Source organism: Microbacterium sp. WCS2018Hpa-9 (genome assembly GCF_031843745.1).
Taxonomy (GTDB): Bacteria; Actinomycetota; Actinomycetes; order Actinomycetales; family Microbacteriaceae; genus Microbacterium.
The window spans coordinates 294,276-315,573 of sequence record NZ_JAVTIY010000003.1 but is presented as its reverse complement, the minus strand read 5'-3'; the positions used below and the strand labels follow the sequence as shown (position 1 = coordinate 315,573).

At 66.9% G+C, this 21,298-nt stretch carries 22 protein-coding genes; 2 read left to right on the top strand and 20 right to left on the bottom strand.

Features of this window, described 5'->3' with window-relative positions; all coding sequences use genetic code 11:
- Window positions 1-8: 8 nt before the first annotated feature.
- From RQG82_RS08145 to RQG82_RS08100, 10 genes are all read right to left on the bottom strand, one after another.
- Window positions 9-797: an N-acyl homoserine lactonase family protein gene (locus RQG82_RS08145; RefSeq protein ID WP_311258593.1), complete on the bottom strand. Its 789-nt coding sequence runs from the start codon at window positions 795-797 to the stop codon at window positions 9-11.
- Window positions 797-1,696: an NAD(P)-dependent oxidoreductase gene (locus RQG82_RS08140; protein ID WP_311258592.1), complete on the bottom strand. Its 900-nt coding sequence runs from the start codon at window positions 1,694-1,696 to the stop codon at window positions 797-799. Before RQG82_RS08140 ends, RQG82_RS08145 begins: the two co-directional genes overlap by 1 nt.
- Window positions 1,693-3,291, bottom strand: coding sequence for an FAD-dependent tricarballylate dehydrogenase TcuA (tcuA, locus tag RQG82_RS08135; protein ID WP_311258591.1), 1,599 nt, complete (start codon window positions 3,289-3,291; stop codon window positions 1,693-1,695). Before tcuA ends, RQG82_RS08140 begins: the two co-directional genes overlap by 4 nt.
- Before the next feature lie 50 nt (window positions 3,292-3,341).
- A complete protein-coding gene (locus RQG82_RS08130; RefSeq protein ID WP_311258590.1) occupies window positions 3,342-4,814 on the bottom strand; it encodes an aldehyde dehydrogenase in 1,473 nt (490 codons plus the stop codon).
- Between the two features lie 99 nt (window positions 4,815-4,913).
- Window positions 4,914-5,696 carry an ABC transporter ATP-binding protein gene (locus RQG82_RS08125; RefSeq protein WP_311258589.1) on the bottom strand — a complete coding sequence of 261 codons (783 nt, stop codon included), beginning with the start codon at window positions 5,694-5,696 and terminating at the stop codon, window positions 4,914-4,916.
- Window positions 5,689-6,456, bottom strand: coding sequence for an ABC transporter ATP-binding protein (locus RQG82_RS08120; protein ID WP_311258588.1), 768 nt, complete (start codon window positions 6,454-6,456; stop codon window positions 5,689-5,691). Before RQG82_RS08120 ends, RQG82_RS08125 begins: the two co-directional genes overlap by 8 nt.
- A complete protein-coding gene (locus RQG82_RS08115) occupies window positions 6,453-7,475 on the bottom strand; it encodes a branched-chain amino acid ABC transporter permease (RefSeq protein ID WP_311258587.1) in 1,023 nt (340 codons plus the stop codon). The genes RQG82_RS08120 and RQG82_RS08115 overlap by 4 nt, the downstream gene beginning before the upstream one ends.
- Window positions 7,472-8,347 carry a branched-chain amino acid ABC transporter permease gene (locus tag RQG82_RS08110; RefSeq protein WP_311258586.1) on the bottom strand — a complete coding sequence of 292 codons (876 nt, stop codon included), beginning with the start codon at window positions 8,345-8,347 and terminating at the stop codon, window positions 7,472-7,474. The genes RQG82_RS08115 and RQG82_RS08110 overlap by 4 nt, the downstream gene beginning before the upstream one ends.
- A 30-nt stretch (window positions 8,348-8,377) precedes the next feature.
- Window positions 8,378-9,610, bottom strand: a complete 1,233-nt coding sequence (locus tag RQG82_RS08105) for an ABC transporter substrate-binding protein (RefSeq protein ID WP_311258585.1) — start codon at window positions 9,608-9,610, stop codon at window positions 8,378-8,380.
- 221 nt (window positions 9,611-9,831) lie between these two features.
- Window positions 9,832-10,776, bottom strand: coding sequence for a LacI family DNA-binding transcriptional regulator (locus RQG82_RS08100; RefSeq protein ID WP_311258584.1), 945 nt, complete (start codon window positions 10,774-10,776; stop codon window positions 9,832-9,834).
- Between the two features lie 63 nt (window positions 10,777-10,839).
- Here RQG82_RS08100 and RQG82_RS08095 point away from each other — a divergent pair, with 63 nt between their 5' ends.
- The gene (locus RQG82_RS08095) at window positions 10,840-11,859 is read left to right on the top strand and encodes a zinc-binding dehydrogenase (protein WP_311258583.1); all 1,020 of its coding nucleotides are present in this window, start codon (window positions 10,840-10,842) and stop codon (window positions 11,857-11,859) included.
- Between the two features lie 26 nt (window positions 11,860-11,885).
- Window positions 11,886-12,431, top strand: a complete 546-nt coding sequence (locus RQG82_RS08090) for a cysteine hydrolase (RefSeq protein WP_311258582.1) — start codon at window positions 11,886-11,888, stop codon at window positions 12,429-12,431.
- 428 nt (window positions 12,432-12,859) lie between these two features.
- Here the strand turns inward: RQG82_RS08090 and RQG82_RS08085 are convergent, their stop codons facing one another.
- The 10 genes from RQG82_RS08085 to RQG82_RS08040 all read right to left on the bottom strand — a co-directional run bounded on the left by RQG82_RS08085 (window position 12,860) and on the right by RQG82_RS08040 (window position 21,215).
- The gene (locus RQG82_RS08085; protein ID WP_311258581.1) at window positions 12,860-13,747 is read right to left on the bottom strand and encodes an aldo/keto reductase; all 888 of its coding nucleotides are present in this window, start codon (window positions 13,745-13,747) and stop codon (window positions 12,860-12,862) included.
- Window positions 13,748-13,770: 23 nt separating this feature from the next.
- The gene (locus RQG82_RS08080; RefSeq protein ID WP_311258580.1) at window positions 13,771-14,664 is read right to left on the bottom strand and encodes a helix-turn-helix transcriptional regulator; all 894 of its coding nucleotides are present in this window, start codon (window positions 14,662-14,664) and stop codon (window positions 13,771-13,773) included.
- 1 nt (window position 14,665) lies between these two features.
- Window positions 14,666-15,553 (bottom strand): aldo/keto reductase, encoded by an 888-nt coding sequence (locus tag RQG82_RS08075; RefSeq protein WP_311258579.1) that lies wholly within the window; start codon window positions 15,551-15,553, stop codon window positions 14,666-14,668.
- A 149-nt stretch (window positions 15,554-15,702) separates the two neighbouring features.
- Window positions 15,703-16,737, bottom strand: coding sequence for a zinc-binding dehydrogenase (locus tag RQG82_RS08070; RefSeq protein WP_311258578.1), 1,035 nt, complete (start codon window positions 16,735-16,737; stop codon window positions 15,703-15,705).
- Window positions 16,738-16,761: 24 nt separating this feature from the next.
- Window positions 16,762-17,871: a PQQ-dependent sugar dehydrogenase gene (locus RQG82_RS08065; RefSeq protein WP_311258577.1), complete on the bottom strand. Its 1,110-nt coding sequence runs from the start codon at window positions 17,869-17,871 to the stop codon at window positions 16,762-16,764.
- Between the two features lie 43 nt (window positions 17,872-17,914).
- Window positions 17,915-18,580, bottom strand: a complete 666-nt coding sequence (locus tag RQG82_RS08060) for an SDR family NAD(P)-dependent oxidoreductase (RefSeq protein WP_311258576.1) — start codon at window positions 18,578-18,580, stop codon at window positions 17,915-17,917.
- 28 nt (window positions 18,581-18,608) lie between these two features.
- On the bottom strand, window positions 18,609-19,142 hold the full coding sequence (locus RQG82_RS08055; RefSeq protein WP_311258575.1) for a cyclophilin-like fold protein: 534 nt from the start codon (window positions 19,140-19,142) through the stop codon (window positions 18,609-18,611).
- Complete coding sequence (locus RQG82_RS08050) at window positions 19,139-19,483, bottom strand: carboxymuconolactone decarboxylase family protein (protein ID WP_311258574.1); 345 nt, start codon at window positions 19,481-19,483, stop codon at window positions 19,139-19,141. The genes RQG82_RS08055 and RQG82_RS08050 overlap by 4 nt, the downstream gene beginning before the upstream one ends.
- Complete coding sequence (locus tag RQG82_RS08045; protein WP_311258573.1) at window positions 19,480-19,902, bottom strand: cupin domain-containing protein; 423 nt, start codon at window positions 19,900-19,902, stop codon at window positions 19,480-19,482. The genes RQG82_RS08050 and RQG82_RS08045 overlap by 4 nt, the downstream gene beginning before the upstream one ends.
- Window positions 19,903-19,958: 56 nt before the next feature.
- The gene (locus RQG82_RS08040; protein ID WP_311258572.1) at window positions 19,959-21,215 is read right to left on the bottom strand and encodes a multidrug effflux MFS transporter; all 1,257 of its coding nucleotides are present in this window, start codon (window positions 21,213-21,215) and stop codon (window positions 19,959-19,961) included.
- Between the last annotated feature and the right edge of the window lie 83 nt (window positions 21,216-21,298).

Here is a 21,298-nt window from a genome sequence, read left to right as displayed (position 1 = left end):
GCCGTCGCTCACGCGATCCGGACCACGTGGCCTTCGTGTCCGGGAACGGCGGGAAAGCGCTCCTCGATGAGCGGGTCGTGGCCGGCGATGACGAGCCCGGAGGTCGCCGCCTCCCGCATCGTGTCGAATGCGCGATACATGTCGACGACGTCCGCATGCACGGCGAACGGCTTGTCCTGCTCGATGTTCTCGAAGAAGTGAGAGGAGTCTGACGCGAGCACGACGACGCCCTTCTCCGTCCGTACGTATGTCGCCTGCATCCCCGGCGTATGACCGCCGACCTTCTGCACCCACACGCCATCGACGACCTCGTGGAATCCGTCGACCAGCTGCACGCGCCCTTCGCCGTTCAACCTCACGATGCGCTCGATGTCCGTGGTTTCCGTATGCCGGGCGAACTCCCCCCGCGACGCGTACGGTCCGGTCCAGAACTCCAGTTCGTCCTCCTGCAGCACGAAGTTCGCCGCGGGGAACGCATCGAGATCGCCGCAGTGGTCGTAATGCAGGTGCGAGAGGATCACGATCGGCACGGTGGCCGGATCAACGCCGATTCGCGTCACTGCCTGATGCGGGTCCTCCCAATGGTCACGCTTCCTGGTGCGATTGGTCTCGGCGGTGAAGCCCGCATCGAGAAGGATGTCCTGTCCGAGCGATCGAATCACCCACACGTAGTAGTCGAGTCGCATGTGCTCGTCATGCGGATCGCCGTCCGGGCCGAGGAAGAAGTGTCCACGGACACCCGTGAGGTTCTGTCCGTACTTCACCGCGTAGATCTCGTGCACGCTCGGCTGCGTCATCAGACCTCTCCTTCGATCACCTTCACCACGGCCGTGTGGTAGGCCTTACCGTATCCAGCGTCGACGGTGCGCCCGAGCAGGTCGTGCGCCAGGATCGCCGACGGCAGGGTGACGCCCAGTTGTTCTGCGAGGTCGAGCGCGTAGCCGATGTCCTTGCGCATGTACTCCGCCGGGAAGATGCCTTCGCCGTGCACATCGGGCAGGAGCGCCTTGCGGCCGTGGTTCTCGAGGGTGAAGCTGGCGGCAGACCCCTGGCCGAGCGCGGTCCATGCGAGCTCCGGGTCGACGATGCCGGTCCGGCGGATCAGCGTGAGAGCCTCCGACAACGCGACGACGGTCTCGAAGACCACGAGGTTGTTCACGAGCTTGATGAGGGCGCCAGCGCCGTTCGGCCCGCAGAGGATGACGTCGGAAGCCATCGTCTGCAGCAGGGGCTCGACCCGAGCGAAGGTGGCCGGGTCGCCGCCCGCCGTGATGCTCAGAGTGCCATCGATCGCCGCCTGGCGCGTGCGGGCGACGGGTGCGTCGATGAAGTGGGCGCCGCGCTCGATCGCGGCTGCCCCCACCCGCTGGGCGACCTCGACGGGGATGGTCGAGAGATCGACGATGACCGCTCCGGCGCGTGCGTGTGCGAGAACGCCGTCCTCTCCCAGAACGACCGCCTCGACCTGAGGGCCTCCGGGGAGCGAGAGGAAGATGACGTCGCTGCGAGCCGCGACCTCGGCGACGGATGCCGCGCGCTCCGCGCCGACCTCCACCAGGCGATCCACCGCGTCGGTGGACATGTCGAACACCGACACCGGCAGCCCCGATCGGCGGGTCACGTTGGATGCCTGCCCCGAGCCCATGACCCCGAGTCCGATGAATCCGATCCGTTCGATCGCGACCGTCGTGCTCATGATGCGACCCCCGCGGTCTCTCGTTCGCCGGCTGTAGCCTGCGCTGCGACAGAGCTGTCGGTGTGCGATTCTGCGGCCGCGTTCGTGCCGGCGATGCGCCCGAAGACGGCTCCGCGCACGAGGCCGGCACCCGCGCCGTAGTTGTGGAAGAAGAAGCCACCGGTGATCTCGCCGGTTGCGTAGAGACCGGTCATCGGCTTACCCTCCTGGGTGATGACCCGTGCGTCGCCGTCGATCTTGATCCCGCCGTAGGTGAAGGTGATCCCGCACATCACGGGGTAGCAGACGAACGGTCCTTCGGTGATCGTGCGGGCCCAGTTCGACTTCGCGGGCTGCCCCACCGGTTCCGCCGAGACGCCGTCGAGCGTGAACGGGTCGGCGCGATCCTCTGCGTCGGAGGCGACAGCGGTGTTGTAGTCAGCGACCGTCTGCAGCATCCCGCGCTTGTTGACTCCCAGCTTGTCCGCGAGCTCTTCGAGCGTGTCGGCGACGACAGGCGTGCCGGTGGAGTACCGCGGTTCGAGGAGGTGCGCGGTCTTCTGATCGAAGATCTGGTACGCGATGCCACCCGGTTGCGCGCGCACAGCCCACCCCGTCTTGGCGTAGGTGAGGAAGACGTTGTCCTCGCCCTCGTCGATGAACCGTTGTCCGTCGCGGTTGAGCAGCAGGGCGTAGGGGTACGAGTACCGGCTCATCTTGTCGGTGATGCGCAGGTCACCGACGGGGGGAGCTGCGGCGTCGATGGGCACGGCGTGCGCGCCACCCCAGTGACCGACCGGCTGGGCTCCCGCGGCGATCGACTTCGTGTGCATCTGGCCCATGTTGAAGCGGGTGCCGCGCACCTTCACGAGGTCCCACCCCGGTCCGAGGTACCGCAGTCGCATCTCGGGGTTCGATTCGAAACCGCCGCAGCCGAGGATCACGGTGCCGAGGACGTCGACGAACTCGGCTCCCTTGCGCACGCGGATGCCGTGCACCGTCGAACCTGTCGCGATCAGGTCATGCGCCGGAGAGTCGTACCAGACCTCGATGTCGGTCGCTTCGACCGCCGCGTACAGGTCGTCGATGAGTCCGACGCCCTCGTGCAGGGTCCGGAGCGCACCTCCGGGAGCGAGCGTGATCGTGGTGCCGTCGTCGACCTTCGACGGGTCGACGAGCTTGTTCGCGGTGAGCTCCCACTTGACGCCCTTCGAGTGCATCCATCGGACGGTCTCGAGGGAGCGCTCGATGGTGATGCGGACGAGCTCCGGATCCTGCCGCCCCTCGGAGGTGCGGTTCCAATCGGCCGCGTAGTCCTCGCTCGAGTACGGCGCCACCGACACCCGCGGGTACCACTGCTCGTTCGAGGGGTCGAGGATGGGCTTCAGCGAGTCGAGGCCGTCGTGAGTGACGCGGAAGATCGCTCCGGTGAAGCGACTGTTGCCCCCGCGGAGTTCGCGGCTGGCAGCCTCGAGCACTAGAACGCGTGCGCCGGCATCATGTGCGGCGAGCGCAGCGGTGAGTGCCGCATTGCCGCCGCCGGCGACGATGACGTCGTAACGGTGTCCTTCGGTCTGGGCGGTCGGGCGGTGGTCGGTCGAGTGGTGCTCGGTCATCGGTCGTGCTCCTTTGGATGAGTGACGTGTGGGGCAGCTCGTGCTGCGGGTCAGGTGCGGATCACGAACGGGTCGCGGTCCTCGGTGGAGGTGTCGATCATCACGTTCTTCACGAACGTGTAGTCATCGAGGGCCTCCTCGCCGCGCTCACGGCCGTAGCCGCTCTGCTTCGTGCCGCCGAAGGGCGCCTGCGCAGCAGACGTGCGATACGTGTTCACCCACACGACACCGGCGTCGAGGGCCTCCGTCATCCGGAAGGCCCGAGAGACGTCGCTCGTCCAGACCCCCGCAGCGAGGCCGTACTCGGTGTCGTTCGCGATACGGATCGCGTCGGCCTCGTCGTCGAAGGGGATGATCGACAGCACGGGTCCGAAGACCTCGTCCTGCGCGAGCGAGCTCGTGGGGTCGACGTCCGCGAAGACGGTCGGTTCGACGTAGAAGCCGTCGTCCAACGCGGCGCCGGTCGCTCGCCCGCCGCCTGCCGCGAGCGACGCGCCAGACGACTTCGCAGCGTCGATGAGTGCGAGGATCCTGTCGAACTGCGGTCGGTTCGCGACCGGCCCCATCTCGGTGGCGGGATCCCGGGGGTCGCCGAGCCGCACGCGCCCGGCGCGCTCCGCGACGGCGTCCCGCACCTCGGAGTACACCGACCGCTGCACGAGCAGTCGTGAGCCCGCCACGCAGGTCTGTCCGGCTGCCCCAAATATCCCCGCGACCGCGCCCTGCACCGCGCGCCGGATGTCGGCATCCGCGAAGATGACGTTCGGCGACTTGCCCCCGAGCTCGAGACTCACGGGTATCAGACGCTCGGCGGCGTTCGCGGCGATCCGGCGGCCGACGGCTCCGCCTCCGGTGAGGCTGATCATGTCGATGCCGGGATGGCGCGTGAGAAGGTCGCCGGTCTCGCCGGCACCCGTGATGACGTTGATGACTCCGGGTGGGAATCCGACCTCGATCGCCAGTCGCGCAAGCTCTGTGGTCGTGATGGACGCGTGTTCACTCGGCTTCACCACCACGGTGTTGCCCGTCGCGAGTGCGGGCGGCAGCTTGTTCGCAAGCAGAGCGAGTGGGCTGTTCCACGCGGTGATCAGGGCGCACACACCCCGGGGCCGACGCACCGTGTAATCGAAGACGGCGGGATTGTCGAGGGGGATCGTGCGCCCGTAGAGCTTGTCGGCGTAGCCCGCGAAGAAACGGAGGTTCCTCGCGACGAAGCTCATCTGAGGTCGGGTCTCGCGGATCACCTTGCCGTTGTCGGTGGTCTCCCACTCGGCGAGACGGTCGGCGTGCTCCTCGACGGCATCCGCGAGCCGGTTCAGAAGTCGAGCTCGCTCCACACCGGGTGTCGCCCGCCATGCGGGGAACGCTGCGCGAGCTGCGGACACGGCAGCGTCGACGTCCTCCGCCGTGGCCACCGGCACCGTGCCCCATATCTGTCCGTCGAAGGGGTTGACGGCATCCGTCGTCGCGGCGTCGGAAGCGGGTACCTGCCTGCCATCGATCACCATCTGCGCCTGGATCATCTCTTGCCTGGTCTCTCTGATCGTTCGTGGAAGTCTGTGTCGCGGGGTCGACGGATCATCCCCTCGGGGGTTCTCCTCGGGCCCGCTTCTCGTATACGGCTATCCGCTGCGAGCCGCTCGGCGCCCCATCGCTCGGTACTCCGGCAGCTCGAGGGCCGCGACCTCGATCTCGTCACCGCCGAGCGCACCCCCGCGAAGGAGCGAACGCTGCTCGCTGGCTCCGTCGGTCTCTGCGATCTGGCCGAGTTCGATGTGATACGCCCTCTTGCTGTGCGAGATCGCCAACGCGGCGTTCTGCTCGGCCACCAGCACGCTCAGACCATCGGCGTTCAGTTGTGCGACGACCTGGAAGATCTCGCGCACCAGAAGCGGCGCGAGCCCCAGTGACGGTTCGTCGAGGATGAGCAGTCGCGGCGATCCCATGAGCGCTCGCCCGACCGCGACCATCTGCTGCTGCCCACCAGAGAGGCTTCCCGCATCCTGTCTCGCCGTCTCCTGGAGGATAGGGAACAGGCTGTACACGAGTTCGAGGTTCTCAGCGCCTCGCCGTCGCCGCTCAGCACGCGGCAGCGGAACGGTCCCCAGAGTCAGATTCTCCTCGACGGTCATGCTCCCGCAGAGCTCGCGTCCTTCCGGGACGAGCAGCAGTCCTCGGCGCGCGCGCTCGTCTGTGGTGAGGGTCGTGATATCTTCGCCGTCGAAGGCGACCGTTCCCGCCCGCACCGGCAGGAGGCCCGCCAGGGTCCGTGCGATCGTGGACTTGCCCGCACCGTTGAGTCCGATCATGGCGACGATCTCGCCTGTTCCGATGTTCAGCTCCGCATCAAGCAGAACATCCGGTCCCTTGCCGTATCCGGCTCTGAGGCCTGTGGCTTCAAGCAACGTCCTCCTCCTTTCCGAGATACGAGTCGATGACCCGCTGATCCTTGGCGACTTCTGCGGCTGTGCCGTCGGCGATCTTGTGGCCGAACTCGAGGACGACGACGTGGTCGGCGATCGAGAGCACGAACGGCATGTTGTGCTCGACGAGCAGGATCGTGGTGCCGCGCTCGCGGAGCGCCGCGAGGATCCCGCGAAGTGCCAGCGCCTCCTCCGGATGCAGCCCGGCCGCCGGTTCGTCGAGCAGCAGCGTCTGCGCCCCGGTCATCAGGGCCTTCGCGATCTCGATCAGTCGCTGCTGACCGTAGGGAAGCTCGTGCACCCGCTTGTCGGCGAGATGATCGAGTCCGAGCGCCACGAGCGTCGCTCGGGCCTCCTCCTCCAGGCGTTCATCGCTCCTGCGCACCGAGGGGAACGCGAGGATCGAGTTCCAGAACGACTGCGCCGAGCGCCAGTGCCCCGCGACCATGATCGTCTCGAGGACCGTCAGCTCCCGGAACGACCGGACGAGCTGGAAGGTGCGAGCGATGCCGGCGTCGAGGATCTTCGCGGGCGCAAGCCCCGTGATGTCCCGGCCGTCGAGCGTGACCGTCCCTTCGCTCGGGCGGTGGAGACCTGCGATGCAGTTGAACATCGTCGTCTTGCCCGCCCCGTTCGGACCGATCAGCGCCGTGAGCTTTCCGCTCGCGACCTCGAAGCTCACATCCGACAGCGCGGTGTTGCCTCCGAAGCGCTTCGTGACGCCGTCGACGATCAGGCTCATGCTGCGACCTCCTCGGTCGGGTCGGTGCGTCGTCGCCGGGTGATCGTGGCGATGAGCGAGCGGATGCCTCCGACGATGCCTCCGGGCAGGAACAGCAGGAGCGCGAGTACGACCAGACCGAACACGAGATTCTCGGCCTTCTCGAGGAACACCAGCCACTCCGGGAAGAAGACGATGACCGCTGCTCCGACGATCGCGCCGACGCGGCTCGACATTCCGCCGATGATGACGATGAGAAGGACCTCGATCGAGGTGTCGAACCCGAACGAATCGGGAGTGACGACCTGTGTGTGATGGGCGTAGAGGACGCCGGCGGTCGCAGCCAGTCCCCCGCCGATCATGAAGACGAGTGTCTTGTATCGTGCGACGGGAATGCCGAGGGCCGCGGCGCCCGCCGGGTCATCGCGCAGGGCGAGGAACGAGCGCCCCGCGCTCCGCTGCGTGAGGTTGCGCACCAGCCAGTACGACAGCACGAGCACGCCGAGCACGATGTAGGGGAAGCGCAGCTGCACCCAGTCGCCGAGGTACTGCGCGCCGGGGATGCGGATGCCGTCGTGACCGCCGGTGATCGGGGCGAGCTGCACGAGCAGCGTCTCGACGATGAGCCCGAGTGCCAGTGTGCCGAGGGCGAGGAAGTGTCCGTGTATTCGGAGCAGCGGGACGCTGATGAGGTAGGCGAGCGCCATGCCGAGTGCGATCGCACCCACCCAGGCGATCGGTGCCGGGATGCCGAGCTTCGTCTGCAGGATGACTGATGTGTAGGCCCCGACGGCGTAGAACGCCGCCTGTCCGAGCGAGATCTGTCCGGTGTAGCCGAGGACGAGTGTGAGGCTCAGCGCGAGGATGCTCCAGATCGCCACGTCCTGCAGAAGACGCATCGTGTACGCGCTTCCGATGAAGGTCGGCAGGAGGATGACGATCGCGCTCACGGCGATCTCGACCCAGAACCCCGTGCGCTTCACGCCGTGACGTCGGGCGCGCGGGTTCTCGACCTGGGTGCGGATGGCGGTGGTGCTCATGCGTGGGCTCCGCTCTGTCGGACTCGAGCCGGCATGAGTACCAGGGCGAGGAAGAGGATCGCGTAGGCAATGACCGGCGCGTAGGCGCTGCTGATGTAGTAGGACGACAGCATCTCGATGAGGCCGATCGCGACGCCGGCGACCATGCCCCGGTACACGCTGGACATCCCGCCGATGACTGCTGCCGCGAACCCCTTCACGGCGATCGAGAGGCCCATCTCGGGCCCCGCACCGATCAGTGGGGCGACGAGCATTCCGCCGATGACGGTGACCACCACGCTGAGGATGAAGGCGATCGTGATGAGCCGGGACACCCTCACTCCGCTGACCGCGGCAGCAGTGCGGTTCAACCCGACCGCTCGCAGGGAGACCCCGGTGAGCGTCTTCGTGAAGAAGAACCACACTCCGCCGACCAGCGCCCACGACACCGCCACGATGAGCAGCGACTGGCTCTGGATCGAGATGCCGCCGAGGGTGATCGGCGCGCCGGGGAACACGGCATCGACGCCGTACTTCGTGTTGCCGATGAAGAGCTCGACGGCCGCGGTGAGCACGAGACCGAAGGCGATCGTGGCGACCACCATGTTCGTGGCGGGAGCGCCCCTCTTCACCATCGGCCGATGAAGGCCGTATCGGAAGAGGAGGGCGAGGAGGAGAGCGACCACGATGACCCCGAGGATCACCAGCGGGTACCCGAGCCCCACCTGCATGAGAAGCAGGTAGGTCGTCATGGCACCCACCATGAGCAGCTGTCCCTGGGCGAAGTTGACCAGGCCGGTGGCGTGGTAGATCACCAGGAACCCGAGCGCGATCAGTCCGTAGATCGAACCGAGCGCGATCCCGCTCACTGCGAGCTGGAGGAATGTAGACATCGTGGTCGCCCTCTGTCGGTGCGGTCGGCGTTACGGGCGCGTCGAGGGGACGTCGTTGCGGTACATCGCGAACTCGCCGTCCTCGATCGTCCAGAACGTCTGGAAGTCGTCGCTCGGAGCGCGGTGGTCGCCGAACGCGAAGCTCAGGCTCGAGCCGTCTCGCCCCGACACGGCATCGTCCAGCGTCACCTCGCCGAGAGCGTCCGCGAGAGCCTGGCCACCTTCGTAGTCGCTGCCCTTGAGTCCCTCGGCCAGCATCATCATGCTGTCGTAGGCGAGCGCGGAGAACGTGTGGGCAGGGTCGTCATCGGCGCCGTACTCCTCGGTGTAGGCGTCGATGAAGTCTTTCGTCGAGGCCTTGTCGAGGTCGATGACACTCGGGAAGATGAGCCCGTCACCCGCGTCGCCGGCGATCGAGAGGAACGCCGCCTGGTTGAGGGCTCGTCCGCCGATGACGTCGACATCCCACCCGATCTGGTTGACGGTCTTCATGAACACCGCGGCGTCCTGGCCGTAGCTGAAGAGGTAGATCGACTCGCATCCCGCGTCGCGGAGGCTCAGCACCTGTGGCGTGAGGTCGGTGGCGTTCACCTCGTGCGAGACGGTCTGAGCGACGTCGAGGCCGTTGTCGGCGAAGACCGCCTCGATCGACGCGATTCCGCTCTGTCCGTACTCGGTCGTGTCGGCCACGGCGCAGATCGAGGCGTAGTCGGCGTCGAGGAAGAACTGCACCGTCGCGCCGACGTTGTAGGTGTTGTTCTCGGTGACCTGGAACGTGAGATCGTACCCGGGACTCTCCGGATCGATCAGGCCGTCAGCCTGGGCGATCGTCACGAGCTGGACGACGCCCGCCTCGGTGATGACCGGGTTGTTCGCGAGCACGGGGCCGGAGTTCGGCCCGCCGAGGACCGCGATGACGTCGTCTTCGGTGATCATCCGCTGCGCCGCGGCGGCGGACTTGGTCGGGTCGGCTTCGTCGTCGACCGACACCAGCTCGATCGTGCGGTCGAGTTCACCGCTGTCGTTCAGGTGCTTGACGGCCAGCTCGAAGCCATGCTGCGCAGGGACGCCCAACGATGCCGAGCCGCCCGTGAGCGGACCGATGTACCCCACCTTGATCGTGTCACCGGAGGCGGAGCCACCACCACCGGAGCCGCCCTCGGCGTTGCTGCTCGCAGGTGCGCAACCTGTGAGCGCGAGTCCTGCTGCAACAGCGACAGCCATGGCGGTGACTGCGGGACGTGAGTTCGACGAGCTTTTCACGGGGCCTCCTTGCTCCGATTAAAGATTGTATGCAGTCGGTATACCGACCCGAGATCAGAGTAGCGAGGGCGGCACCCGCTGTCAACGAATGGGTTCACTCCCTGATGGTCACGGCGCTCGCCGACGGGCACTGCGAGCGAAACCGGCACACGCTCGACACCGCTCTCGGAGCCCGTTCGAACTGAGCAACGGCCACGAGGCGATCGACCGTCGACTCCCGCCTAGACCTGCGCTGCGGCCGCGGTCGATCCGCGCTCCACGACATGGGAGTGCGGCGACGGCGCCGTAGACGTCGATGCACCGAGAGCGCCTCGCGCTGCGCGGCGGCCGTAATCGAACGCTTCGATCCGCACGGTGGTGAGAGCAGGCGCCGTGAACTCACCCCACCCCGCATCGTCGAAGCCGATGAGCGACAGATCTTCCGGAATGCGGATGCCGCTCATGGCAGCCGCCCGCAGGACGCGAGCCGCCGAGCGGTCGTCGAAACCGGCCACAGCAGTGACGCCCTCCTCCACCATCGCCGTCAGAGCACCGGCGTCTACATCCGATCCATCGGGGAGCGTGAGTCGCACCGGTCGAGCGATGTTCAGCACTGCCGCCGACTCGCACAGATGGCGCTCACGGAGGGTGACCATCGCAGTGACGTTCTGCGATGCGGGCTGCGCGAATGCGATGCGGGTGTGCCCGAGGTCGGCCAGGTGGCGGACCTGCGTGAGAGTGTGCGATGCGAGGCCGTCGATCCACCCGCCGTCCTGGCCGTCGCTCTCCGCGCCGGAGTAGATCGCACCGAGGTCGATCACGGCGCGTGGGGAGATCGCATCGATCGTGCGGGTGAGCGCATCACCGCGTGAGGGCAGCACTGCGACCGAATGGCCGTGGCGAGCGAGTTCACCACCCAGGCCATCGAGAAACGAATCGAGCGCCGTGCCACGAGGGAGCCCGCCGATGGCGACGACGACCGTTCGCGTGGTGCCTTCGCGGAAAGCGCGGGCGAGCACGGTCGGGTATCCCAGTTCCCGCGCCGCGCTGCGCACCCGCTCACGCGTGCCGTCGGGGATCGTCTGTCCGGGTGTGTCGTTGAGCACGAAGCTCACGGTCGTCGCCGAGACCCCGCTCGCCCGAGCGATGTCCCGGACGGTCGGAGTCTTGCGCGAATTCCCAGCCACACCGACAGCCTAGAGTCACTAATGTTGTTTAGTGAATCCAGTCTGCTGAACGAGGAGTATGAGATGAAGTCGGTGCTGATCACAGGTCCGGGAACCACAGAGGTGCTCGATGTCGAGCAGCCCACGGCGGGACACCGCGATGTGCTGGTGAAGATGAAGGCCTGCGGAATCTGCGGGTCGGATCACATGTACACGACCTACGGAGGCATCCCGCCCCGTCAGGGCGCCACGCCGCTGGGGCACGAGCCCGCCGGCGAGGTCGTCGAGGTCGGCTCCGAGGTAGACGGAGCGAAGGTCGGCGATCACGTCGTGGTCAACGTCATGGCCACGGTCGACGGACTTCTCGGCAGCGGTGGAGCCCAGGGCGGGTTCAGCGACTACATCGTGCTGAAGGACGCCCGGCCCGGAGCGCAGTTCCGGGTCATCCCTGACGAGATCCCCTGGGAGGTCGCGGCGCTCAACGAACCGATGGCCGTCGCCCGGCACGCGACCAACCGCACCGGCTCGAAGCCCGGCGACAAGGTGGTCGTGTTCGGCGCGGGACCTATCGGACTCGGCGCAGTCCTGGGATTCAAGGCGCGCGGCGCGGGCCATGTCGTGGTCGTCGACATCGTTCCCAACCGGCTCGAGAAAGCGCTCCTCATCGGAGCGGATGCGGTGATCAACTCGGCGGAAGAAGATGTCTTCGCGCGCTTGATCGAGGTGCACGGCACTGCCCCCCAGGTCGTCGGCGTGCGCGGGGAGCGCCCGGATTCGGACGTGTACCTGGATGCGGCCGGCGCACCCGCCGTGATCGCCACAGCCACGGCGGCCGCCAAGCAGGGAGCGACCCTGGGCATCGTCGCCGTCCACAAGAAGCCGGTCGAGATCGACTTCGGCGCACTGCTCACGACCGAGCTCACCGTCGCGCTCTCGATGGGGTACCCCACCGAGATCTTCGAGGTCACCGACGACATCATCGCGAACTGGCGCAAGTACGAACTGATCATCAGCGACCGCATCCCGTTCGACCGGGTGCAGGAAGCCCTGGCGCTGGCCGCCACACCAGGAGCAGCCGAGAAGGTCGTCGTCACCTTCGCGTGACGATGAGAGGAGACGAGGAGATGCCCGTGATCGAGCGACTACCACCCACCACGGCACTGATCGTCGTCGATGTGCAGACCGGAACGCTGCCGAACGCGCGAACCGTGCCCGCCGACGACCTCCTGCCGCGGGTCAAGCAGTTGATCGATGCCTTCCGACGCTCCGATCGCGACGTCAGCTTCGTGGTGTCGAGCGGCACGGCCGCCGGCGCGACGGAGTATGGACCCGGTGGACGAGTGTGGCCGGAAGGCTTCGCCGACCTCGCTCCCGGGATCGAGAACCGCGACGACGAGCCGGTCTATCCACGTGCCGGATGGAGCGCTTTCGCCGGAACACCCCTTGCCCGCGACTTCAGCATGCAGCAGATCACGGACGTCGTCGTCGTCGGACTCGCAACGACCTTCGGTGTCGAATCGACAGCTCGAGCCGCAGCCGACCTGGGCTTCAACGTCACGGTGGTCGTCGACGCGGTGTCTGATCCCGACCCCGCAGGGCACGAGCGCTCGGTGACCCGGGTCTTCCCGGCGCTCGGAAGAGTCACCACCACGCAGGACCTGGTGGGAGCGCTCTAGTCGAGAAGCTGCCCGCGGGCGAAGACCGCTTCCGAGCGATCGGCGATCAGCCTCTTCTCATGGATGCTCTCATGAAGGATCTGGGCACCTTGTCTTCTCGCCGCGCGGATGCGGACGCCCAGCGGAATGAGTTCGACCTCCCTCGAATGCGGGAACTCGTCCGCGGGGACACGACCTAGTCGCAGTGCCCATGAACGGGCGGTCGGGCCGTGGCGATGCCGGTGAACTCGCCCACCTCCTGACGGACCGCCACGGGCTTGACGGCGATCTGAGAACGGGCCATGGGGCCGTCCGACGAGTTCCCGGCACCCCGGGCGTCACCCTGCGGGAGCTGCATACGGTGCTCGTCCCGCCGATCGTGCACTGATGACCGCTGGCTCGGACTAGTCGCTCGGCGCGACGCTTCCACTCACGCGCTCTCGGCTTCCTCAGGCTTCCGGGATCTCGAGACCCCAGGTCGAGGGATCCACCTCATCGGGGTCGGGGCCGCCGCGGACTCCGCGGTCGAGGGCATCGATGTCGGCCAGTTCCGCAGCGGAGAGGTCGAAGTCGAACACGTCGATGTTCTGAGCTATACGCACGGGGTTCGTGGATTTGGGGATGACGGATCGCCCCTGTTGCAGGTGCCAGCGCAGCATGACCTGCGCCGGTGTCTTCTCGTGGACCGCCGAGATCCTGGCGATCGTGTCGTCGTCCATCACGCTCCGGCGATCGTCGCCCCATCCGGGGTAGAAAGTGATTCCCCCGATGGGCGACCACGACTGCGTCAGGATGCCGTGTTCTGCGTTCGCCCGCTGCACCGCATCCTGCGTGTAATACGGGTGCAGTTCCACCTGGTTCAGCGCGGGGATCACGGTCGTCTGCTCCCGCAGGGCCGCGAGGTGGCGAGGCATGAAGTTGCTCACCCCGATGGCTCGCACCCGACCGTCGTCGAGAAGTCGCTCGAGCGCACGATATGCCGCGACGGTGCGCTCGAAATGCTGAGGCATGGGCTGGTGAAGGATCAGGAGATCGATCTGCGAGACGCCGAGCTTCGCCGCACTCTTCTCGAACGCGTGCAGGGTCTCGTCGAAGCCGTAATCGCTCACCCAGACCTTCGTCTCGATCACGACATCGGCGGGGTCGACGCCGGATCGGCGGAGCCCCTCGCCGACCTCGCGTTCATTTCCGTATCCGGCCGCGGTGTCGATGTGGCGGTAGCCGGCCTTCAGCGCGGTCTCGACGGCGCCGACGGTCTCTTCCGGGGCGCTCTGGAAGACGCCCAGCCCGATTGCGGGGATGCGGACGCCGTTGTTCAGCGTGATCAGTTCGTTCACGATTCCTCCGAGGTGTGAGTTGTTCAGGTGTGGTCGATGGCGATGTCGCCGCCGCGCACGTCGGCGATCGAGTCGGTCCGAGCGAGGGACCCCAGCAGCGCGACTCGTTCGGCTGTGGGTGACGACGGTTCGAAGGTGTAGACGAGCATCGTCAACCCGCGCTCAGTGGTGAGGTCGAATGACTCGTAGGCGAACTCGAGCGCGCCGACCGCCGGGTGTCTGTACCGCTTGGTACCGCGCTGATAGCGGATGACGTCGTGCTGCGCCCAGAGCGCGCGGAATTCGGGACTCTGCGTCGACAGCTGCCCGACCAGCCGGATGGTGTCCTCGTCGTACGGATCCTGTCCTGCCGCCTGGTGCAGCAAGGCCACGATGTTGCGTTTGCCCCGATCATGGTCGACGTAGAAATCCTTCGCGCGGCTGTCCAAGAACTGGAAACGGGCGCCGTTGAACGTCGCGCTCGCGAGGTCGGACGGTGTCAGCCCGTACAGCGCCGCCCCCAGACGGTTGGCCGCCACGATGTCCAACCTCGCGTTCTGGACCAGCGCGGGCACGACCAGCGAATCGAGCACCGCCTGCACGGTCGAAGAGATCGCGACGTGGGCCGTGCGCCGTGGAGCACGGCTGCGGGGCGTGGTCGTGATCTCCACGAGATTCATCAGGTGCTCGCGTTCGATGTCGTCGAGCTGGAGGGCGCGCGCGATGGCCTCGAGAACCTCGCGCGACACACCGCGCGTCTTCCCACGCTCGAGCCTCGCGTAGTAATCGGTGCTCACGCCCGCGAGATAGGCGACTTCCTCCCTCCGCAGACCGGGAACCCTGCGGCGCCCGGATAAGGCGACCACACCCGCCTTCTCCGGAGTGATCCGAGCGCGCCGGGATACGAGGAAGCTGCTGATCTCGTCAGGCGTCGACATGTCAGGCCGGGTCGATGGTGAGATCGATGGCCTCGGGCGTCACATCAGCCGGGTCGATCGCTCCCCTACGGCCGGTGTCCAGACCGTCGATGGCGGCCAGCTCCGCGCCGGTCAGACTGAAGTCGTGGACGGCGAAGTTCTCTGCGATCCGCGCGGGCGTCACGGATTTCGGGATCGCACTGCGGCCGTTCTGCAGGTGCCAGCGCAGGATCACCTGCGGCGGCGTTCTGCCGTGGGCATCCGCGATGGCGCGGATGGTCTCGTTCTGCAGCGGAGGGACGGCTCCGTTCTCGCCTGCCCACCCGTAGACGCCGCCGATCGGCGACCATGCCTGGGTCGCGATTCCGAGTTCTGCATGAGCGGCGACCTGGGCGGGCTGCTGAAAGTTCGGGTGCAGTTCGACCTGATTCACCGCGGGCACCACATCCGTGTCCTTCGTGAGGGCCCTCAGGTGCTCGGGACTGAAGTTCGCGACGCCGATCGCTCGCACGCGACCGTCGGCGAGCAAGCCTTCGAGCGCGCGGTACGCGGCGACCGTGCGAGCCCAGTCGGCGGGCCAGGGCCAGTGCAACAGGTAGAGGTCGAGGTAGTCGACGCCGAGCTTCGCGATGCTCGTTTCGAACGCGCGCACAGTCTCATCCGTGCCGTAATCCGTCATCCAGAGCTTCGTGGTGAGAAAGATCTCCTCACGGCTCACGCCGGAGTCGCGGATGCCGCGGCCCACTTCCCGCTCGTTGAAGTACCCGGCTGCGGTGTCGATCAGGCGGTATCCGCCTTGGAGAGCGGTGGCCACCGCAGCACTGGCTTCCGCTCCTTCGCTCTGGAGAACTCCGAGTCCGATCGTCGGAAGAAGGACTCCGTTGTTCAGGGTGATCATCGTGTCAGACATGACATTCCTCTCGTCGCTCTCCAGTCAACCTTCCGGCGGTGAAGCGTGGAAGGCCCAGATGAACCACTGTCCACCAGACCACCCCACACCGTTCCAACCGGTCAGCGCGATCAGCGCCGTGACCCCTATTCACCACCGCGGCGCGAACATCACGGCCGGATGAGCACCTTCAGCGCCTCTCGCGAGTCCATCAGCCGGTAGGCCTCGGCGATCTCATCGAGCGGCAGCTCGCGGTCGAAGACCCGACCGGGGTCGATCGTGCCGTCGAGCACCTGTGGGATGGCCGCCTCGAGGTAGGCGCGAACGGTCGCCGGCCCGCCGGTGAGCGTGGCGTTCTTGCCGAACAGCGACATGAAACCGACCGCTGCATCCTCGTACTGGGGCACGCCCACCCGCGAGATCACTCCGCCGGGACGGACGACCCCGTATGCCTGCTCATAGGCGGGCATGTGGCCGACGGCTTCGAGCACCACGTGAGCACCCTCGCCGCCAGTCAGCTCCAGAACCTTCGCGACTCCTTCTGCGCCACGTTCGGCGACGACATCGGTAGCGCCGAACTCGCAACCGAGATCCGTGCGGGCTGTGTGGCGGCCCATCAGGATGATCTTCTCCGCACCGAGCTGCTTCGCCGCGAGGACCGCGGAGAGGCCGACGGCGCCGTCGCCGATCACGACGACGGTCTTACCCGCCTCGACTCCCCCGCGGATGGCCGCGTGGTAGCCGGTGAGGTAGACGTCCGACAGTGTGAGGAGAGACGGCATGAGCGCCTCATCGGTGCCGGCGGGGATCGCGACGGCGGTGCCATCGGCGTAGGGGATGCGGAGCTTCTCCGCCTGGGTGGCGGAGGCTGCCGCGTCGAAGAAGCCGCCGTGCACGCAGGAGGTGGTGATGCCATCGCGGCAGAAGGCACAGGTGCCGTCCGACCATGCGAAGGGCACGATGACGGTGTCGCCGACGGCGAGGGTCGTGACGTCGTCGCCGATCTGCTCGATCACGCCGATGGCCTCGTGGCCCATGTGACGGCCCTCGGGGGTGTCGCCGAGGTCGTGGTACGGGTGCAGGTCGGACCCGCAGACGCAGGCATAGGTGACGCGGATGATCGCGTCGGTGGCCGCCTCGATGGTGGGCTCGGGAACGTCGACGACGCGGACGTCGCCGGCGGAGTACATGAGTGTCGCGCGCATGATGCTGTCTCTTTCTGTGGTGGTTCAGTCGGTGAGGGGAACGCTGAGGAGCCGGTCGTCACCCTCTCGGGGTCCCGATCCGTATCCGTCGGTGTTGCTGGTGAGGAACCAGAGTGCCCCGTCCGGAGCCTCGGCGACGTGACGGATCCGCCCGTACGCGCCGCTGAAGTAGTCGGCGGAGGTGCTGGGGTCGGCGACCGGGACAGCGCGGAGGGTCTGACCCCGGAGGTTGGCGATGAAGACCGTGCCGCCGATCACTGCGATGCCGCTGGGACTGGCGTCGTCGGGCGTCCATTGCTGCACCGGATCGATGTAGTCCGTGTTCTCGCCGATTCCTTCGACGAGGGGCCAGCCGTAGTTGCCTCCAGATGCGATGACATTCAGTTCATCCCACGTGTCCTGCCCGAACTCGGCCGCGAACAGGGTGCCGTCGTCTGCCCAGGCGATGCCCTGCGGATTGCGGTGCCCGTAACTGTAGACGAGTGACCCGGGGAACGGGTTGTCGCCGGGAGCGGCGCCGTCCGGTGTCATCCGCAGGATCTTTCCGGCGAGGCTGTCGAGATCTTGTGCGTTGTCGCGACCGCCCGCGTCGCCAGTGGTGGCGTAGAGCATGCCATCCGGCCCGAAGGCGATCCGGCCGCCGTCGTGGTAGCTCGCTGCCGCGATCCCGTCGACGATCGTCTCGGGGGTTCCGAGGGCGAGAGACCCGGGCTCTCCGGTGAGGGAGAAGCGCTGGATGCGGTTGCCGTCGGGTCCGGTCGAGTACGCATACAGTCGCTGCTGGTCATCGACGGCGATTCCGAGCAGCCCCGACTCCCCCTGCTGCACGACGCCCTCGATCGTGCCGACGACCCGGGTGGTGTCTCCGGTGAGCTCGAGGATGTTGCCGGTGTTCCGCTCACTGATCAGCGCTGTCTCGCCCGCGAACGCGACCGACCACGGCGTCACCAGTCCGGTCGCGAGCACGGTCGGATCCCCCTGGGGTTCCGCCGGACTCACCACAGTTCCGGTGGTCGTCGCTGACGGGGCAGGGTCGCTGTCGGGCTGTACGGACGGGGTGCAGCCGGCCAGGATCGTCGAAGCGGCGAGTGCCGCGATCGCGGTGCTGATCACGCGGGAAGGAAGTTTCGTCATATCTCTGTCTCTCCGGGGCTCGGTCTCTGGGCAAAGAAGGCTGTCAGCTGTCCAAGGCTTCGGCGTACCGTCGGAAGTCGCCTCGCTGTGTGTGCATCTCCCAGAGCACACCGGCGAGGACGTCGGGGTCATGGGTGGCGTCGCCCGGCTCGATGCCGCGCGGGATGATCAGCTGCCCGACGTGGATGCCTTCGGGCTGAAGCGTCTCGTGCAGCATCTGCCCATAGGCGCTCTGACCTGCGAAGGCGATCGACGTTCCGGCGTACGAGGCATGCGGACGCACGGCGCTGGCGCCGTTGACGAACAGGATGCTTCCGGTCTTGAGGAATCGCATGCCCTGCAGGACCTGGTGCACGGCCGCGACGGGAGCGTAGAGCGAGAACTCGGCCGCGCCGTTGAGGTCTTCCGGGGCCGTCTCCAGCACGGGTCGGAGGAACTCCTTCTGAGGCAGCGGGTTGTAGGTCAGCACCTCGATGGGGCCGCCATCCTGCGTCGCCTGGTCGAGTGCCGCCCGGAGGCTCATCGCATCGCGCACGTTCGCCGAGTAACCCCGGGCAAAGACACCTGTCTCTGCGAGTTGCGCAGCGAGCGCGTCGAGGCGATCCTGATTTCGGGCGATGAGGGCGACGTTGTAGCCCTCGGCGCCGAAGCGGCGAGCGATGGCGGCGCCCAGGCCGGGGCCGGCGCCGATGATGGCGATGATGGTCATGCGAGAGTCTCCGTTCTGCGGGCGGTGGTCAGCCGACGATCGCGATCGTCACCGGGCTGCCTTCGAGGAGCGAAAGCTGTTGTTCGTCAGCGCTGTAGGTTCCGAGATGAAGGGTCGCGTCGGAGTATCCGACGCCGGATGTGTCGTAGTAGAAACCGAGGTTGCCCCATGACGTGTAATAGATGAGGTCGCCGTCCTCCGGGTCGGAGCCGGGCGAGCCTTCGTATTTCAGTTCGCGCGGCAGATAGGCGATCTTCTCGGCGCCCGCGAACTCCTCGACCGTCAGTTCGAGCGGGAGCATCGAGAGGAAGTCTCGAACGGCGGGGCTGTCTTCGCCGATCGTCACGTCGACGCTCGTACGGTCGGAGGTGAAACGCACGACCGTGCCGACGACCTCAGTGGGCACGCTCTGCTCGGGCGTGGCCGGCGCTGTGGGGGTCGCCGGTGTCGAAGAGGGCGTGGGCGTGGATGCGTCGACCGGCGCGCTCGGTGTCTGCGCGCACGACGCGAGCGCTGCAACCAGAAAGGCCGCTGCCGTCGAAGCGAGTATGCGGTTTCTCATGCGGGCTCTCCTTCGGCGGATTCGTCGATTTGGAAGGTGTCCTTCGCGCTCGTGATCGCTGACATCGCGCGCGGCCATCCTGTGTAGAAGGCCAGATGTGTGATGGCTTCGACGATCTCCTTCTCGGTCAGACCGTTCTGCGCGCCGAGGTTCAGATGGAACGGGAGCTGCTCTGTGTTCCCGCCGGCGACGAGTGCAGCGATGGTGATGAGGCTTCGGTCGCGCGCGGCGAGATCGGGACGCTCCCAGACGTCGGCGAACAGCACCTCGTCTGTCAGGGAGACGAGCTTGTCGGCGAAGCCGCCGAGCATCTGCGCTGCGGCTGATCCTCGTTCTGTCATGACTGGGTCCTTTCTGCGGTTGCGCCGTCGTACTCGGCATCCGTGATGTGCTCGCCCCACCATGAGGCGATGTCAGCGCCGTCATCCGCCTCGAGGACGGCGAGGTGTTCCATGAAGACGCCGGGTGCGGACGCATGCCAGTGCTCTTGACCGGGGGGTGTGTACAGGGTCTGACCCGGGTGGACCTCGACGATGTTCCCGTCTCGATCCCCGAAGCGAGCGATCCCGGAGACCACGTGCAGATACTGACCACGCGCGTGCGAATGCCAGGCAGTCCTCGCACCGGGTTCGAACCGCACCCGCGCGACGGTCGTGCGCTGCACCGGCTCATGCGGGACGACGATCATGTCGACCCAGACGTTCCCTGCGAACTGCTCGGGCGGGTTGAGTGTGGTCGGTCGACCCGGCTCGATGTTCATGGACTACCTCTCCTCTGTTGTGCGCGGCCTTTGTCGGTGATGCGTCTCTGTCGATGTCAGGGACGGGAGATGCTGTGAAACGCCTCGTCTCGCCGCCGCGCGCCGCTTACGCGGTCGCGGCGATGGAGCAGCAGAAGGCACGCCGCGGCGGCGAGCAGCACGCTCGCGACGGTGACGGTTCCGAGGGGGAGCATGCTGAGGGCGCCGGCGACCCCGACGAAGGGAGCGGCGATCCCTCCGAATCCGAACCTGACCATGCCGAGCAGCGACGAGGCGGTTCCCGCCATCTGCGGATAGTCCGAGAGCGCGAGAGTCGTCGCCGGAGGTGCGGTGATCGCCACGCCGCTCGACAGCGCGAACAGCGAGACGATGACGACCCAGAGCGGCTGAGTCACGAGGCCCCCGATGACCAGCCCGATCGATCCCAGACCGGTGACCGCGACGCCCACGGCGAGGGTGCCGGGGACGCTCCAGCGCTCTGCCGTGCGTCCGGCGATGTAGCCGCAGAGCATGTGTCCCGCGGAGTTGAGTCCGAACGCGGCGGCGTACCACTGCGGCGTGAGCCCGTAGATGTCCTGAAGCACGAACGTGGAACCGGCGAGATATGCGAACAGAGCGGCGTACAGGAAGCCCTGGTTCAGCACGGCACCGACGAAGACTCGATCGCGAAGCAGCGTGCGGTAGTCGTCGAGCGTCTGGCCGAACCCGCCTCGAGTGCGCTGGTCCACCGGAAGCGTTTCGCCGAACACCATGAGGGTGATCATGAGGATCACCACGCCGATCACGGCGAGGAAGATGAACAGACCTCGCCAGTCGGTGAAGGCAGTGAGCACTCCGCCCAGAAGAGGCCCCACGATGGCCGCGAAACCGCCGATGACCGTGAGACGACCGTAGAACCGGATGAGAGTCGTGCCGTCGAACACATCCCGCCCGGCGGCCGTCGCGACGACGATTCCGGCACCGCCCGCGAGGCCCTGCACCAGGCGCGCCAGAATGAGCACCTCGATCGAGGGGCTGAGCGCGCACAGCACCGATGTGATGATGTACGCGACGATGCCCACCAGGAGGACTCCGCGGCGTCCGAACCGGTCAGACAGAGGACCCGCGATGAGTTGTCCGGCCGCGAGGCCGATCAGGCATGCGGTCACGGTGAGCTGGGCCACCGATGTGACGGCCCCGAGCTCTTCGGTCAGTGCGGGCAACGCGGGAAGGTAGAGGTCCATCGAGATCGGGCCGAACACCGTCAGGAGCAGGAGCAGGGAGGGCAGCAGACGGCTGCGGATGCTCTGAGCAGATGGCGATTCGGTGTGCATGGTTCCATGGTCCGCTCGCACTGCCGTGAGTGGGAGTCTCTGATGAGGGGTGTACTGACAGGGCACCCGTGATTAGCGCGGCA

Bases quoted from the DNA above. Each gene is read 5' to 3' on its own strand.
- RQG82_RS08145 (WP_311258593.1), bottom strand. From the start codon at position 797: ATGACGCAGCCGAGCGTGCACGAGATCTACGCGGTGAAGTACGGACAG.
- RQG82_RS08140 (WP_311258592.1), bottom strand. From the start codon at position 1,696: ATGAGCACGACGGTCGCGATCGAACGGATCGGATTCATCGGACTCGGG.
- tcuA (WP_311258591.1), bottom strand. From the start codon at position 3,291: ATGACCGAGCACCACTCGACCGACCACCGCCCGACCGCCCAGACCGAA.
- RQG82_RS08130 (WP_311258590.1), bottom strand. From the start codon at position 4,814: ATGATCCAGGCGCAGATGGTGATCGATGGCAGGCAGGTACCCGCTTCC.
- RQG82_RS08120 (WP_311258588.1), bottom strand. From the start codon at position 6,456: ATGAGCCTGATCGTCGACGGCGTCACGAAGCGCTTCGGAGGCAACACC.
- RQG82_RS08115 (WP_311258587.1), bottom strand. From the start codon at position 7,475: ATGAGCACCACCGCCATCCGCACCCAGGTCGAGAACCCGCGCGCCCGA.
- RQG82_RS08110 (WP_311258586.1), bottom strand. From the start codon at position 8,347: ATGTCTACATTCCTCCAGCTCGCAGTGAGCGGGATCGCGCTCGGTTCG.
- RQG82_RS08095 (WP_311258583.1), top strand. From the start codon at position 10,840: ATGAAGTCGGTGCTGATCACAGGTCCGGGAACCACAGAGGTGCTCGAT.
- RQG82_RS08080 (WP_311258580.1), bottom strand. From the start codon at position 14,664: ATGTCGACGCCTGACGAGATCAGCAGCTTCCTCGTATCCCGGCGCGCT.
- RQG82_RS08075 (WP_311258579.1), bottom strand. From the start codon at position 15,553: ATGTCTGACACGATGATCACCCTGAACAACGGAGTCCTTCTTCCGACG.
- RQG82_RS08070 (WP_311258578.1), bottom strand. From the start codon at position 16,737: ATGCGCGCGACACTCATGTACTCCGCCGGCGACGTCCGCGTCGTCGAC.
- RQG82_RS08065 (WP_311258577.1), bottom strand. From the start codon at position 17,871: ATGACGAAACTTCCTTCCCGCGTGATCAGCACCGCGATCGCGGCACTC.
- RQG82_RS08060 (WP_311258576.1), bottom strand. From the start codon at position 18,580: ATGACCATCATCGCCATCATCGGCGCCGGCCCCGGCCTGGGCGCCGCC.
- RQG82_RS08055 (WP_311258575.1), bottom strand. From the start codon at position 19,142: ATGAGAAACCGCATACTCGCTTCGACGGCAGCGGCCTTTCTGGTTGCA.
- RQG82_RS08050 (WP_311258574.1), bottom strand. From the start codon at position 19,483: ATGACAGAACGAGGATCAGCCGCAGCGCAGATGCTCGGCGGCTTCGCC.
- RQG82_RS08045 (WP_311258573.1), bottom strand. From the start codon at position 19,902: ATGAACATCGAGCCGGGTCGACCGACCACACTCAACCCGCCCGAGCAG.
- RQG82_RS08040 (WP_311258572.1), bottom strand. From the start codon at position 21,215: ATGCACACCGAATCGCCATCTGCTCAGAGCATCCGCAGCCGTCTGCTG.